The sequence below is a fragment of the Exiguobacterium sp. RIT594 genome (assembly GCF_003339585.1).
Classification (GTDB): Bacteria; Bacillota; Bacilli; order Exiguobacteriales; family Exiguobacteriaceae; genus Exiguobacterium_A.
Window position 1 is genome coordinate 154,365 of sequence record NZ_QPKF01000004.1, and the last position, 16,112, is coordinate 170,476.

The window sequence follows — 16,112 nt, forward strand, 5'->3', positions numbered from 1 at the left end:
ATGAAAAAATTAGCATTTGCGGTACTTGCACCGGCGGTCTTGCTGGCTGCTTGCGCGAATAGTGAAGCGACACCGGCAAAAAAAATCAGTGGTGTACCGGATGGCGTCCAGGGAGACGTCAAGATTGCCGTCATCCGCAATCTGGCATCCGACGACCATACGAAACAGTTCTTGGATGGTGCCCGGTCAGAAGGGGAAGCACTTGGTTTTCAAGTTAACACGTTCATTTCGGAAGGGAATGACGTCAAGTTCAAGGAACTGGTGGCACAGGCCGTTCAGCAGGATTATGACGGACTGATCATCTCGCACGGAAAAGAAGATTATGCCTACGACATGATCAAACCGGCAATCGACAAAGGGATTAAGGTCGTGACGTTTGATACGGTGACGAAGAAAAAAGACCAGACGTTAAAAGGCATCACAGAGACATTCCAAGATGATCACAAACTGGCGCAACTTTCACTCGATGAAGTAACGAAAGTCAAAGACGATCAGCCGGTCCGGGTCATCAAACTGTGGTTTGGTCCGGGATTTGCACCGCTAGACCGCCGTCAGGAAATCTATAAGACGTATGAAGCCGACGGCAAAATCAAGACTCTTGAAACGGTTGGACCAACGAACTTCCAGGATGTCCAAGGCGATATTGCGACGAAGATGAACGCGATTCTCGCCAAATATCCGAAAGGAAGCATCGATGCCGTCTGGGGAGCGTGGGATGAAGTCGCCAAAGGAGCCTATAAATCCCTAAAGGATAACAAACGTCAGGAAATCCCGTTGATTTCAATCGACGTTTCGAACCAGGACATCAATCTGATGCGTGAAAAGGGCAGTAACTGGGTGTCGACGAGTGCCGTCGATCCACACTTGATCGGACAGACGGATATGCGTCTGCTGGCGAAAAAACTGGCCGGCGAAAATACACCGGACAGCTTTGATCTGGATGCTAAATTAGTCGAGCAAAAGGCGCTCAAAGCAGATACGACGATGTACAATCTCGATACAATCATCAAAGGCTGGAGCACGTCTGAGAAATTCAACGAACCTTGGATGGAAAAACTGCGGAAAGCGAACGCTTCGAAATGACACAGTCCGATGTGACCAACCGGCTCGAGATGCGTGGGATTTCAATCGAGTTCCCGGGCGTCAAAGCGTTGGATGAGGTGGATTTTTCCGTGCGCCGCGGGGAAATTCATGCGCTCGTCGGAGCGAACGGAGCCGGTAAATCGACGCTGATGAAAGTGTTGGCCGGAGCGTACGATTCATATGACGGAACGATTTGGTTTGACGGTGTGCCGCTGACAATCGATTCACCGGCTGCCGCAAAACGGGCCGGGATTGAAATCGTTTATCAGGAAGTCGATACGGCACTAGTCGGTTATTTGACCGTGGCGGAAAATATCTGCCTCGATGTGCTGACGAACGGACAGCTGAAAGGGTTCATCAGACGGCAGCGGTACGAGGAAATAGCCGAACGTGCTTTACGGAAACTGAAAGCATCAATTGATGTCCGGCAACGGGTCAGCGAACTGCGACTGGCCGAAAAACAACTGGTCTTGATTGCCCGAGCCTTAGTCCAGGAAAGCCGGTTCCTGATATTGGATGAGCCGACCGCCCCGCTCAGCGGACGGGAAACGGAGCAACTGTTCCGGATCATTCGTGAGCTCGCAGAGGAGGAACAACTGGGCGTCATCTTCATTTCCCACCGGCTTCAGGAACTATTTGAGATTTGCGAATCCATTTCTGTCATGCGGGACGGCAAGTTGGTGTCACGTCAGCTTCTTGCCGGACAAACAAAGGAAACCGTCGTCGAACAGATGCTGGGCCGGCGTCTGCGGCAATCGAAACGGGAAGCGCGTCCGGCAGGCGCACCCTCACTCGAACTCGATCGGATCACGGTCACCGGACAGCTCAACCAGGTTTCCTTAACGGTCCGTGCCGGAGAAGTAATCGGCATTGCGGGACTCGTCGGTGCCGGTAAGACGGAACTGTGTAAAACGATTTTCGGGTCGCTTCCTGTCACTGCGGGATCGATTCGTCTGCATGGAGAAACACGACACGTCCGTTCGCCTTATGATGCAGTCCGGCTCGGTATAGGACTTGTGCCGGAAGAACGGCGGAAAGAAGGGATTTTAGTCGCGGATCCGATTGATCAAAACATGACGGCAGCCAGTCTCAACCAATTCGTCAACCGGTTCGGATTTTTACAGAAGACAAAAGAACGCACCGCAGCGAAACAAATCGTGCAGCAACTGTCGATTAAAGTCAGCAGTACCGAGCAACGTGCCGCCGATTTATCCGGCGGGAACCAGCAAAAAGTCGCCATCGGAAAATGGTTGCTGGCAGACGCATCCGTCCTGGTGTTGGATGAACCGACGAAAGGCGTCGATGTCGGGGCGAAAGCGGAAATCTTCCAAGTGATTGATCAATTGGCTGCAGAACAGAAAGCCGTCATCTATGCGTCGAGCGAACTGGATGAACTGCTGGCTGTGACCGACCGGATTTATGTCATGTATGATGGGAAAATCGTGTTTGAGACGACCACTGCGGAAACGACCGAAGAACAATTATTGTGGTATGCAACAGGAGGACAGCAGAATGAATGATGTATTGCACGAACCGACGGCAAAGCCGGACACACCACGAACCGCACCGGGAAAACCGGTGTTGCGTTTCTTGAATGACTGGGGCATCGTCCTCGCGATTCTCGCACTTATTCTGTTCTTTGCCATGACGGCACCGAATTTTTTACAAGGGACGAACCTCGTCAACATTTTACGAAGTATCTCGATTGTGACCATCATCGCCATTGGATTGACGGTTTCATTGACGGTCAACGGGTTTGACTTGTCCGTCGGCTCAACCGCAACCTTCGCCAGTTCACTCGTTGTATCGTTTTTTGTCTGGTACAGTCTGCCGCTCGGCGTCTCGATTGGTTTGGCCCTCTTGATTGCCTTGACGGTCGCACTTGTCAACATTCTGTTGATTGTGAAGTTTAAGATTCCGGATCTGTTCGCCACACTTGCGACGATGTTCATTTTTGAAGGCGTCGCAATGACGTATACCGGCGGCGGATCGATCAGTGCCGGTATGCCCCGTCTCGACGGAACACCGACGGTCGGATTGATTCCGGAGTCGTTTTTAAAAATCAGTCAGGCGCCGTGGATCATCCTGATCATGCTCGTCGTCGTCGCCGTGACGCATGTCTTTTTAAACCATACCCGGCATGGACGTTTTTTGTACATCATCGGCGGAAATCCGGAAGCAGCGCATCTGACAGGAATCCGGGTCAACCGGTACCGGGCAATCGCATATTTGATTGCCGGATTACTGGCGGCCGTCGGCGGGATTTTGCTGGCGTCGCAAGTAGGCTCCTCCCAAATTAATGCCGGATCCGGTTATTTGATGCCGGCTGTTGCTGCAGCTTTCATCGGTTCTTCATTTGCCGGACAAGGCAAGCCGAATGCGCTCGGGACACTGGTCGGTGCTTGTCTCGTCGGAATTCTTGAGAACGGGCTCGTCATGTTGTCGGTACCGTATTATTCACTGAACATCATCAAAGGTGCCGTTTTGGCACTTGCCTTGGCTTCGACCTATTACCGTTTCAAAAAAAATTAAAAAAAGGGGTTTAACTTCGAATAGAATCGGTAATATTCAGTATATGAAAGGATGGTGATGCACATGAATGATTATCAATGTATAGGGAACGATCGCATGTCGCTTCGAGAAGAAGAGGATCACCGGACTTGACGGACGCAACATGACAATAGACACGAAGTGATTCGTGTTTTACGTGCAGATTGCACGGCTCAAGAACGGTTTACGATATGTGATCGTTCCTGAAAGCAGGAAGGGGGAGTCGCGAACAGCGGCGCCCCCTTTTGTGCGTATTCAACTATCCCTATGCCTTTAAAAGCATCGACAGATATGAGAAGATATAAAGAGTCAGAAAATTCAACTACTAAACAGCAAGGGGCCAGACGATGCGAACATATACGAAGGAGATTCAAGCGATCATCGACAACGTAGAAAAAGTAATCATCGGAAAAGAGAACGTGATTACACAATCTTTAGCAGCATTACTTGCCGGAGGTCACGTGTTACTCGAAGACGTACCGGGTGTCGGAAAGACGATGCTCGTTCGTGCATTCAGCCGTTCGATTGGTTTGACATTTAAACGCGTCCAATTCACACCTGATCTGCTGCCGTCTGATTTGACGGGGGTTTCGATGTATAACCAAAAGACGAGTCAGTTTGAATACCGGCCGGGTCCTTTGATGGGAAACATCGTCCTGGCAGATGAAATCAACCGGACCTCACCGAAAACACAATCAGCCTTACTCGAAGGGATGGCGGAAGCGAATGTCACGGTGGATGGAGAAATTCACACGCTTCCTAATCCCTTTTTTGTCATGGCAACTCAAAATCCGATCGAACACGAAGGAACGTATCCGCTTCCGGAAGCCCAACTCGACCGGTTTTTGATTAAGGTCAAGATGGGATATCCCGACTTTCAACAAGAAATGAAGCTATTGACGCGGTTCGAACGGGATGAACCGATTGAGACGCTTGAGTCCGTCATCACACGTGACGAATTGTTACGGATGAAAGAGGCGGTGAAAGACGTTCATGTCTCGCAACCGGTGAAAAAATATATCGTCCATCTGGTCCAGGCGACACGGACACATGCATCCCTTTATCTCGGAGCCAGTCCGCGGTCTTCGATTGCCCTGATGAAAGTGGCGCAAGCCTGGGCGTACATGGAAGGGCGGTCATTCGTCTTACCGGATGATGTCAAAGAACTGTTGACACCCGTGCTCTCGCACCGCCTGATTTTAACGGCAGACGCGCGCTATCACGGACAGACGGCAGAACGAGTTCTCGAACAAGTGAAAAAAGAAGTCGCCGTGCCGATTCAGCAGGATGTGGAGTCCTTATGACGAGATGGCAAATCGGTTGGCGTTACGCCGTCTTGCTGATCACACTCACCGCTTTATGGGTCTATGCCCGGATTGACGGCGGGAATGTCGCATCGCTGTTGGTTTATGTCATGGCAGGATTGACCGTGTACTGGACACTGTTTTTGATTTGGCCCGTCACACAAGCGATGGCGACGCGGGAAGTCTCTAATAAAATGCTGATTGCCGGAACCGACATTCCGGTGTCGCTTCAAGTACGACGGAAATATCCGTTCCTCGTCGGGGCCGTCGACGTAACGGAAGCCGTTCCGGATGCACTCAGTGAAGAACCGCTGAATATCCGGCATCCGCTCCGGGCACATTACCGGAAAGTCGAACACATTGATTATTTGATTCCATCGATCCGCCGTGGACTGTATCAAATCCCCGGTTGTGTACTGGAAATACGCGATCCGTTCGGCTTGTTCATGCGGAAAAAGCTCTATCCGGTCGAAACGTACCTGGCAGTCGAACCTGCCCGGTTGGCGGTTCAACTGCCGCACGAAGATGACCGTGGCGACGGCGGGATTTCTCCCGTCTCCCTTGATCTCCGGCAATCGTCCTTTACGGTCGTCGGTGTCCGCGAATACGTCAGCGGGGACCGGATGAATCAGATTGACTGGAAATCGACCGCGAAACGGCAGGGATTGATGACGAAAACGTTTGAACGGGAACAGGAACGCGAAACGACGATTGTATTTGACGAAGGAACGGTCAGTGATGAGAACTTTGAAAAAAGTATTTCCATGCTGGCTGCCGCGACGGATCAACTGAACAAACGTCATCTGAATTACCGGATTCACCTCGTCGGGCACGGTGTGCAGTCCTTATCGTTGCCGCTTGAAGGCGCGAAGTTGACCCACTATCTGATGACGGCGCAACCGAGCCGGACCCGGTCATTCATCGAATCCTGGGAATACTCTTCAAAAGCGTTACGACTGAGCGGAAATGTCCTGTTCATCACACCGGATCTCGAATCCAACAATGAAATGTGGATTTCGAAAGTCCGGCAGGAAGCAAGCGTTCATGTCTACACACCAGAGAGGAGGACGACCGGATGATACGACGCCTGATTTGGAATCTGCTTGCAGGATTACTATTTGCGAGCTTCATGCCGCCGTTACTCGAACTGACGACATTTGAGAGTGTCATTCCGTTCTTGCCGCTTCTGTTGACCCCACTCCTGCTGTCGCATCTGCGGCGCAGCTGGTTTTTACTCGGCAGTCTGCTTGCGTTACTCGTTTCGTTTTACTTTATTTTGATCCCCGGAGAAGCACCGTGGAACTTGTTCCGTGAAATCGCGGGTGATATCAATCGTGTCATCAACGGAGAGTTACCGGGACGTCCGGCATTTGCCTTCTCGATTGGACTGATCAGTTTTTTGATCGGCTATTTAGCGCGGCGGACGTTTCCAAACCGCGGCTTTGTTTTCGGGCTGGCGCTCGGCGTCATCGGCTTCATTGCCTATTGCGACACATGGACGGATTACTCGGGAGAACAGTTCATCATCTATCCGATCGTCCTGGCACTGTTTCTGTTGTATGCGACAGAAGTCAGCGAACGTCCGACGGCGTCTTACGTCCGTCCGCTCAGTGCGTTGCTGATCATCGGAGCGACGGTGGTTGCTGCTGTTCAAAGCCCGGTCATTACGGCGACATGGCAGGATAGCTGGTATGACTGGACCGATGGTTTCGAGAGTGAGGGCACATCGTCGAGCCGGATTCAAAAAGTCGGATACGGCAACAATGACGAGCAGCTCGGCGGTCCGTTCCAAATGGACGACCGGGAAGTCTTTCAGGTCGAAAGTGAAGGCAGCCGTTACTGGCGTGTCGAGACAAAAGACATCTATACCGGAAAAGGTTGGGTGTTGTCGAAATCAGAACCGGAAATCGATTCGCGGGGATTTTTCTCGCACTTCGGAGATGATGTCAAGACACGGGAAGAACGGGCGACATTTGAACTGTCACGGGAGCTGCCGTTCGTGCCATATAACGGTGACAACGTCCGTTTGACTGTGGATAAGCAACGGCAAAATCTGTTGATTGATCCGGAAAATCAAAAGGTCTCGTACCTGGATGATGCGGAACGCCAGCAAAATTATCAGATTCAATACACGTATCCGTTGTTTACGGAAGAATTGCTCCAGACGGATGAGCCGATTACATTGTCGGAGATGGAGCAGGACCGGTATTTACAGTTACCGGATACGTTACCGAATCGTGTCCGCGATCTCGCGGAAGAGATCGTCGCGGACGAAGACAGTCCGTGGGACAAAGCGAAGGCGATCGAAAGTTATTTTGAGCAGGAAAACTTCGAATACAATACGGAAGAAGTCGCCGTACCGGAAGAAAATCAGGATTATGTCGATCAATTTTTATTTGAGACGAAACTTGGCTACTGTGATAATTTTTCGACGTCCGCAACCGTGTTATTACGCGCTGCCGGTTTGCCGGCCCGCTGGGTAAAAGGATTTACGGGCGGCGAATCGGATGTCATCGGGGCAGCCGTAACGAGTTATACGGTCCGCAATAAAAATGCCCACTCGTGGGTCGAAGTCTATATCGAAGGACCGGGTTGGGTACCGCTCGAGCCGACCGTCAGCTTTGACGGAGCCGGACAATATACGATTGATCAGGAAACGAATAATGAGACCGAACAAGCGAATCCGCAACGCGATACGGAAACCGATACCGAAACCGCAACACCGGAACGTCCGCAGGAGAATCTGCTGGATGAAGAACAAACGACGACAGCAGCGCAAACGGAACAACAATCGTTTCCGATTTGGCCGGTTGTCGGTGTAATCGTCGGACTGGTATTCTTGTATCTGTTCCGGAAACCGTTGACCCGGACTGCGGCGATTTTATTTTTCCGCAACCAACTTCATCGTCCGGAAGGATTCAAGCGGATGTACCGTTTCTTATTGCGCCGTCTTGACAAACAAGGTTTCCACTACAAGGATGGTCGGACACTGACGGAACTTGCACATGAGGTTGACGGATATTACGAAACATATGCGATGCGTCCGTTGACGGATGCCTATGAACGGATGGTTTACGGAGGCGAATCGTTATCCGCTGATAAAAAACGTGAATATTTCGAAAATATCATTCGACGGATAGAGGGTTGATATTTTCGAATTGATACAGTTACAATGGGAACAACGTAAATCATACATGCATCTCCTTTGTATATACTCGCGAATATGGCGTGAGAGTCTCTACCGGGTCACCTTAAACGACCTGACTATGAAGGAGCAGACCCTTCGTATACACTTTTTTGTGAAGCGGCCTGCTCTTTTTCCATTTTATCTATGGGGGAAGAGTGGGCTTTTTTCATCGGGGTACGCATGAAATTGGAAAGGCGGGAATAGATTTGGAAGCACATTTGGACCAAGAAATGATCCTCGTCCTCGACTTTGGAGGTCAGTACAATCAATTGATCACACGCCGCATCCGTGATCTCGGAGTTTACAGTGAACTGCATTCGCATAAGATCACTGCAGCAGAAGTAAAAGACATCGCACCAGCCGGTATCATCTTCTCCGGTGGACCACGGAGTGTCTACGCAGAAGACGCGTACCGCTGTGATCCGGAAATCTTTGACCTCGGCATTCCGATCTTCGGAATTTGTTACGGTATGCAATTGATGTCGCAACACTTTGGTGGAACGGTTGAACGTGCCGGACACCGCGAGTACGGAAAAGCGACGTTGACACTCAACGATCCATCGCCGATGTATGCGAATCTCCCGCTCGAACAGACGGTTTGGATGAGCCACAGTGACCTTGTCACATCGGTACCAAACGGTTTCGTCGTCGACGGAACAAATGTCTCGTGCCCAATTGCTTCAATCAAAAACGAAGAGCTGAAGATGTACGGTGTCCAGTATCATCCGGAAGTCAACCATACGATGTTCGGAAAAGAACTCTTGAAAAACTTCCTCTTCGAAGTCTGTCAGTGTACGGGCGACTGGTCGATGGAAAACTTCATCGAAATCGAAATCGCAAAAATTAAAGAAGAAGTCGGCGATAAAAAGGTCCTTTGCGCCCTTTCAGGCGGTGTTGATTCATCTGTCGTCGCGGCACTCATTCACGCAGCAATCGGTGACCAGTTGACATGTATGTTCGTCGACCACGGTCTCTTGCGTAAAGGGGAAGCCGAAAGTGTCATGAAGACATTTGCGGATCACTTCCACATGAACGTCATCAAGATTGACGCGCAGGACCGTTTCCTGAACAAGTTAAAAGGCATCTCGGATCCGGAGCAAAAACGCAAAATCATCGGGAACGAATTCGTTTACGTCTTCGACGAAGAAGCGTCGAAGCTGACGGATATGGACTTCCTAGCTCAAGGAACGCTTTATACGGATATCATCGAAAGCGGAACGGATACGGCCCAAACGATTAAATCACACCACAACGTCGGTGGATTACCGGAAGACATGCAGTTCAAGTTGATCGAACCAATCAACACGTTGTTCAAGGACGAAGTCCGCGAACTCGGAAAAGAACTTGGTTTGTCGGATGAAATCGTCTGGCGTCAGCCGTTCCCGGGACCAGGTCTCGGTATTCGTGTCCTTGGTGAAATCACAGACGAGAAACTCGAAATCGTCCGCGAATCCGATTTCATCCTCCGCGATGAAATCAAAAAAGCCGGTCTCGAACGCGAAATCTGGCAGTACTTCACGGTCTTGCCACCACTTCGTTCAGTTGGTGTCATGGGTGATGAGCGGACATACGACTATGCAGTCGGAATCCGTGCCGTTACGTCAATCGACGGGATGACATCGGACTGGGCACGCATCCCGTGGGACGTGCTCGAGAAGATTTCAGTCCGGATCGTCAACGAAGTTCAGAACGTGAACCGCGTCCTGTACGATGTGACGTCGAAACCACCTTCAACGATTGAGTGGGAATAAGAATTAGATTTGCTGAGGGGATTCGTCTCATGAAACCTGTCGTACCAATGTTTTAAAGGAGACAGGTAAAAGGAAGTCTGTTTCACCTTCAACAATTATATTTAAAAATGAAGCTCTCTTTTGTTCACATGATTTGTGAATGAAAGGGAGCTTTGTTCGTGACTGAAATTATGGAACTGGTGAGTGACGTCAAACTGAACCAACAATTTTAAGGTAGGAAACCACGATATATCGAGATGTACTTCTGGCACTTGATATAGTTATGAAGTGAGTAATGAAATGGAATAGGTGGCGAACCATTATGATCGATTGGACATGGTCTGAAGTTGATCGATTAGAGCATCAAGAGAATTGGAATGAAGCGAAAAAATATCTTTTAAAAGCATGGCAACAAAATCCGACGGACTTAAAAATGACTGTACGACTTGGCTTTTTTTGTTGGTATGTCGTAGTCGAACAAGGACCGCTGGGGATTACAGATGCAGATATAGACACAGGTGAATTAGAGTCTATATTGACTGAAGTGACAAATTTCGGTTTGGCTCATTTTATGGCGGAGGAAGATTTTCTCTGGTGTTTTGGTTATATGATTTCCATGTTTCCGTATTACTTTGGAGACTATGAACAGTGGGAAGAAAAAGGGGATTCCATGTTAAAACGTGCTTATGAATTGTATCCTGAGGAACCTGTGTATAAATATTCTTACTTAGGATCTTTACCGAATACTTATGGAACACGTAAGAATGAATTAAAGCAGGTAAAATCTGTTTTAGAAGATCGATTTAGAGGAGAAGGGCTACTGTCTGAGTACTTTAATAGTGTATTTAGCTAACATTCCAGATGATTTTTAATCCTCACTTTTTTGCATGAAATCTGATGTATAAAAAATGTGAAGAAGTATAGAGGGTTCAATCGAAATATTAGTTTTTTGTTGATTAATGAAAAACATGGAATGCCAGAAGAAAGTCTGTCGCTAAACCAGCGCGGACTTTCTTTTTATTAAAACATGTATAAAAAATGTTTAATTAAAAAAGAAGTAGGGGAAATTCAAAATGTTGGCATTTAAAATTATTTGTAAGCGTTTGATATTTGATTTTGAAATTAGATTTTAAACGCTTTTAATCCAAAAGGAGGAAGGAATCATGAGTAGAGAAGAAAATACATTTATCGACGTGTTTAATACCCAAGCGGAAGTATTAAGCAAAGTGAATGAATTAAAGGCGCAGGGTTATGATGAAAGAGATATGTATGTGGTCGCACAAAATAAAGATTCGTTTTCTATGTTGAAAGACCAGACAGACGTGAACGTAGATACTACGGGTGAAGAGCAGCATCAAGGGTTCATGGGGAAATTCATGGCTGCCTTCTCTGATGATTCTTCTACAGAAGCATTCAGCGGGATGGGGCTAGATCGTGCTGAATCAGAAGAATATCGTCGTCAAGTACAAAATGGGAAATTGGTATTGTACGTAGACAGTGAGTATGGGGATTCTTACGAAAAACACAATCAAAGTTATGGTCAAGGGTATGGCGTTGCTTCAGATGTGAACGGGGACCAAGCATATGAGAAAACTTCAGAAATGGATCGGAATCAGGATTACAATAACTCTTCAGAAATGGATCGGACATCTACCGCTGGATCGGATGTCGGGACAGAGGAGGAACGTATTCGTCTGCATGAAGAACGTTTGAATGTTGATAAAGAAAGAGTTCAAACCGGAGAAGTAAATGTTAGCAAACGTGTTGTCGAAGACCAACAATCCATCGAAGTACCTGTTGAGCGTGAAGAAGTGTATGTAGAACGTCGCCCGGTCAACGAAAGCGAAACAAGAACAGAAGCGTTTGTAGATGAAAATGACTCCATCCATGTCCCACTTTCTGAAGAACGCGTTGTAGTTTCAAAACAAGATGTTGTTACTGAAGAAATTGTCGTCGGGAAACGGAAAGTTCAAGATACGGAAACCGTCTCGGAAACAGTCCGTCGTGAAGAAGCGGACATCAATGATGGTACGAACATCAATGATGGTACGAACATGACAAATGATCTTAATCGAGATAATGATCGAGATAACAGACTTGACCGAGATAACGATCTTGATCGAGATGAGAGAAGATAATTTTATAGTTAATTGTTAACAGAGAGTGGCTCATCAGCTACTCTCTTTTTTGCATGCGATACGATATATCATGTTTTTATCTCTTTTCTTCGAAAAACCGTGTGTTTGAGCATAGACTTTAGTAACGTAAAAAAGAGATGTATCAATTAACCGATGAAAAGTGGAAGGAGGTGGAGGAAGATAATGAATGGACGCGATCGGGTTTACGATCATGCCAAATTAATATTGATTTTTTTAGTGGTTTTGGGTCATATAATCGAGCCCTTTATTTCAAAAAGCCGAGGATTGGAAGGTATATTTAATTTTATATATTTATTCCATATGCCAGCCTTCATTTTCATCTCCGGTTATTTTACAAAGGGGAAGTTAACGTTTAGAACCGGCTTGAAACTCTCTTTGGACTATTTCGTGTTATTCATCATGATACAACTGGTATTTGTAGCGGTTATGAAAGGGATCGGAATTGATCAATACCAATTCTTGACGGTACAACCCGCTTATATTTACTGGTATCTGTTTGCGATGTTCGTCTGGAGTCTAATGCTGCCCGCTGCTCTTTGGCTGGGGCGATCCGTCAAGATCGGAATCGGACGCGTTTTTTTGGTTAGTGTACTGGTGGCTTTGGGAGCCGGCTACATCGACCAAATCGGTTGGGCATGGAGCTTATCACGCATTGTAGTCTTTTTTCCGTTTTTTGTGCTCGGCTATTACTTCAAGAGTCGTGGATGGATCATCTATCAGGTGTTCCCGAACCGCTGGATGGCTTTAGCGGTCATGCTGGCTGGTGCTCTGATGATGTGGATTTGGCCGGATCTTTTTCAGTTTAACTTACTGAGTGGAGCAAATTCGTATGCGAAAATTGGATTAAACGACACTGGTCTAATCGTACGACTTGTTCTATATCTGACTCAGTGGATGATGATCATGGCATTCTTTACCTTGTTGCCGAAAAGACCATTCGTACTTTCTCATCTTGGAACAAAGACGCTGACCATTTACATATTTCATGGATTTATTGTGAAAGGACTCATTGCCTCTTCTTATTTTAATGAGCTTACAATGGGAAAAGTGCTGCTTCTCCCGATTTTGGCAGTAGTTCTTGTAATAGTCTTAGGAAGAGTACCGGTACGCTTTCAGCTATCGCCGCTCATTTTAAAGAACGACAGACGTAATCAGAAAAACGTAGAAAAAGTGAGTTGATCGAAAAAAACGCTTCCAAAACCGAACGTTCGGATTATTTGAACGACTAAATTTCGTTTTTATGGTTGACCGGTGATTTAGAGCGTGCTACGATGTGTCTGTTCTTATTTTAATCATTTACTAAAAAACAAAAAATAATGCCGTATAATTCTGGGGATATGGCCCGGAAGTCTCTACAGGAACACCTTAAAGGTTCCTACTACGGCGTGCACTGATTTCCGGTGTGCGCTTAAAGAAACGGCTTTTACCGCTCAGGTAACTGCCGTTTTTTTCGTTTCTTGAGACGGCTTATTTGGAAAGAGGGCAATCATGAGCACACAGATGAAACCGCAACAACCAAAGCAAAAGGAGAATGCGATTGCGCGTTACTTCGATTTTAATGGACTCGGTACGAATATGCGGACAGAGTTCATCGCCGGGATGACGACGTTCTTCGCGATGGCCTACATCCTGTTCGTCAATCCAAACACACTCGCAGAAGCAGGAATGGATGCGGGAGCGGTCTTCGGTGCAACAGCACTCGTTGCTATCATCGGTTCGGTCACGATGGGCTTACTCGCTAATTACCCAATCGCTTTGGCACCAGGTATGGGACTGAATGCGTTCTTCGCTTACAGTGTCGTCATCGGAATGGGGATCCCATGGCAAACGGCTTTATCCGGTGTTTTAGTATCCGGTCTGGTCTTCATGGTGTTAACAGCGTCTGGTATTCGGGAAACAATCATCAATGCGATTCCAGAACCTCTTAAAATGGCAGTAGCTGCCGGAATCGGTTTATTTATCGCTTTCATCGGTTTAAAAACGGGCGGTATCGTCGTTGCCAATGAAGCAACACTCGTCTCACTCGGTAACCTGGGGCAGGGGACGACATTACTTGCTGTTTTCGGTTTAGTCATCTCAGCCATCTTGATGACACGCGGCATTAAAGGCGCGATTTTCTTCGGGATGATCATCACAGCCATTGCCGGTATGATCTTTGGTTTAATTCCGGTCCCGTCAGGTCTCGGTGAAATCGTCTCAGCACCACCAAGTATCGCACCGACATTCGGTCAAGCATTCTTACACTTTGACGAAATCTTCACAGTCCAGATGGCAGTCGTCATCCTGACATTCTTCTTCGTTGATTTCTTCGATACAGCCGGAACACTTGTTGCGGTTGCAAATCAGGCAGGATTGATTAAAGAAAATAAAGTCCCGCGTGCCGGTCGCGCCTTGATTGCAGATTCAACAGCAACGGTCGCGGGTTCAATTCTCGGAACCTCGACTACGGTTTCTTACATTGAATCAAGTGCGGGTGTCGCAGCAGGCGGTCGTTCAGGAATGACGGCGATTGTTACCGGTTTATTCTTCGGACTTGCATTATTCTTCTCGCCATTACTTGCCATCATCACGGCACCGGTAACAGCACCGGCATTAATCATCGTTGGTGTATTGATGGCTTCATCTCTTCTCCAGATTGACTGGAAGAAGTTCGAGTACGCAGTGCCGGCCTTCTTGACAGTCATCATGATGCCGCTGACGTACTCGATCGCAACCGGAATCGCCTTCGGATTCTTGTTCTATCCGATCACGATGATTGCAAAAGGACGCGGAAAAGAAGTCCATCCGATCATGTACGCCATGTCACTCGGATTCCTTGCTTACTTCATTTGGTTACACTGAGTTTTCTTTTCTAGTTAACGTCTTTCTTCTATATAGAAGAAAGGCGTTTTTTTTATGCAGAAGGGAAAGGGAAATAAGAGGAGGTGTTTCCATGATTGAAAAGATTACAGGTCCTGTCTTTGAATACTTGGCGGAGCATAAAGGGTTGATTGAAACGGCGCGGAAGGTGGGGCTGCCGTTAGGCGGAACCTTTTTTGTTGGAGGGCAGGAAACGGAAGAGACGATCCAAACGGTCAGGGAATTAAATGAAGACGGACGGGCGGTAACGGTTGATTGTCTCGGTGAATTCATCGAAAAGGAACAAGATGCAATCGGGATTGCTGATGAATGTATCAAAGTCATTCATCGGATTTCGGAAGAAAAGTTGAATGCGCAAGTCTCATTGAAACTGACTTCAGTCGGATTAAGGTTAAATCCGAAAATTGCAGTTGCGCAGATGACACGGATTTTGGAAACAGCAGAAACGTTTAATTTGCGTGTCACGATTAATATGGAAGAAGAAGCCGTATGCGAAAGCATCATTCAAGTTTTTGAACAATTGCATCGTCGTTTTTCAAATGTCGGAATTGCATTGCAAGCCAATCTATACCGGACGCGTTTTGATCTTGAACGCTTGCAATCCACCGTTCGTGTCGTCAAGGGAGCATATACCGGTCCGGAAGATATTTATATCGAGCGGAAAGAAACGGTGGATGCGACGTATTTACAACTCGTGAAACAAAATCTTTTGCAAGGCTGTTATACGCAAGTCGCGACACATGACGAAGATATGATTCAAGAAGTCATTCGATTCGTCCACCGACAGGGAATTGGATTCGATCAATTTGAATTCCAGATGCTGCAAGGGATGCGGCCGAGGCGGCAACAGGAATTAGTAGCTGAAGGATATCGTGTCGTCATTTATGTCCCTCATGGTGTCGACTGGTATACGTATCTGATGAAACGTTTAGCGGAACGACCGGCCAACATCGGCTTCACGGCAATGAGCATGTTAAGACTCTAAAGGCTTTACAAAGGGTTTTTAAATCCTTTGTAAAGTTTTTTTAAAATAATGCTTGTGTTTGTCGAATTTTGTTGGTATATTAATAAATGTTCCAGCGAGACGCCTTTTATAAACGGTTTGTTGGGGCTGAAAAATCTTTTCTAAAACGTGGTTGACATAATCGAAAGAACCTGTTAATCTATTGAAGTCGCTAACACGACGCGGAAGAAATGACGAACTTTGAAAACTGAACGATGAGGCAAAAAAACGTATCTT

12 protein-coding genes and 2 riboswitches are annotated in these 16,112 nt (G+C 47.3%); all 12 genes read left to right on the forward strand.

Going from position 1 to position 16,112, the window contains the following annotated elements; genetic code table 11:
• The 12 genes from DVG79_RS12980 to DVG79_RS13035 all read left to right on the forward strand — a co-directional run bounded on the left by DVG79_RS12980 (window position 1) and on the right by DVG79_RS13035 (window position 15,857).
• On the forward strand, window positions 1-1,083 hold the full coding sequence (locus DVG79_RS12980; RefSeq protein WP_114597104.1) for a sugar ABC transporter substrate-binding protein: 1,083 nt from the start codon (window positions 1-3) through the stop codon (window positions 1,081-1,083).
• Complete coding sequence (locus DVG79_RS12985) at window positions 1,080-2,603, forward strand: sugar ABC transporter ATP-binding protein (RefSeq protein WP_114597114.1); 1,524 nt, start codon at window positions 1,080-1,082, stop codon at window positions 2,601-2,603. The genes DVG79_RS12980 and DVG79_RS12985 overlap by 4 nt, the downstream gene beginning before the upstream one ends.
• A complete protein-coding gene (locus DVG79_RS12990) occupies window positions 2,596-3,615 on the forward strand; it encodes an ABC transporter permease (protein ID WP_114597105.1) in 1,020 nt (339 codons plus the stop codon). The genes DVG79_RS12985 and DVG79_RS12990 overlap by 8 nt, the downstream gene beginning before the upstream one ends.
• A gap of 365 nt (window positions 3,616-3,980) precedes the next feature.
• Window positions 3,981-4,937, forward strand: coding sequence for an AAA family ATPase (locus DVG79_RS12995; protein ID WP_114597106.1), 957 nt, complete (start codon window positions 3,981-3,983; stop codon window positions 4,935-4,937).
• Entirely contained in the window at window positions 4,934-6,016 is a 1,083-nt protein-coding gene (locus tag DVG79_RS13000; RefSeq protein ID WP_114597107.1) for a DUF58 domain-containing protein, read from the forward strand. The genes DVG79_RS12995 and DVG79_RS13000 overlap by 4 nt, the downstream gene beginning before the upstream one ends.
• Window positions 6,013-8,085, forward strand: coding sequence for a transglutaminase TgpA family protein (locus DVG79_RS13005; RefSeq protein WP_114597108.1), 2,073 nt, complete (start codon window positions 6,013-6,015; stop codon window positions 8,083-8,085). The genes DVG79_RS13000 and DVG79_RS13005 overlap by 4 nt, the downstream gene beginning before the upstream one ends.
• Window positions 8,086-8,122: 37 nt before the next feature.
• A riboswitch (purine riboswitch) is annotated at window positions 8,123-8,224 on the forward strand.
• A 130-nt stretch (window positions 8,225-8,354) separates the two neighbouring features.
• A complete protein-coding gene (gene guaA / locus DVG79_RS13010) occupies window positions 8,355-9,875 on the forward strand; it encodes a glutamine-hydrolyzing GMP synthase (protein WP_041261800.1) in 1,521 nt (506 codons plus the stop codon).
• A gap of 301 nt (window positions 9,876-10,176) precedes the next feature.
• Window positions 10,177-10,707, forward strand: a complete 531-nt coding sequence (locus DVG79_RS13015) for a hypothetical protein (protein ID WP_114597109.1) — start codon at window positions 10,177-10,179, stop codon at window positions 10,705-10,707.
• 310 nt (window positions 10,708-11,017) lie between these two features.
• A complete protein-coding gene (locus DVG79_RS13020; RefSeq protein ID WP_114597110.1) occupies window positions 11,018-11,992 on the forward strand; it encodes a YsnF/AvaK domain-containing protein in 975 nt (324 codons plus the stop codon).
• Window positions 11,993-12,175: 183 nt separating this feature from the next.
• Complete coding sequence (locus DVG79_RS13025; protein WP_233494602.1) at window positions 12,176-13,192, forward strand: acyltransferase family protein; 1,017 nt, start codon at window positions 12,176-12,178, stop codon at window positions 13,190-13,192.
• Window positions 13,193-13,312: 120 nt separating this feature from the next.
• Window positions 13,313-13,414: riboswitch (purine riboswitch) on the forward strand.
• A gap of 87 nt (window positions 13,415-13,501) precedes the next feature.
• On the forward strand, window positions 13,502-14,854 hold the full coding sequence (locus tag DVG79_RS13030) for an NCS2 family permease (RefSeq protein WP_012369350.1): 1,353 nt from the start codon (window positions 13,502-13,504) through the stop codon (window positions 14,852-14,854).
• A gap of 91 nt (window positions 14,855-14,945) precedes the next feature.
• Complete coding sequence (locus tag DVG79_RS13035; RefSeq protein WP_012369351.1) at window positions 14,946-15,857, forward strand: proline dehydrogenase family protein; 912 nt, start codon at window positions 14,946-14,948, stop codon at window positions 15,855-15,857.
• Window positions 15,858-16,112 lie beyond the last annotated feature (255 nt).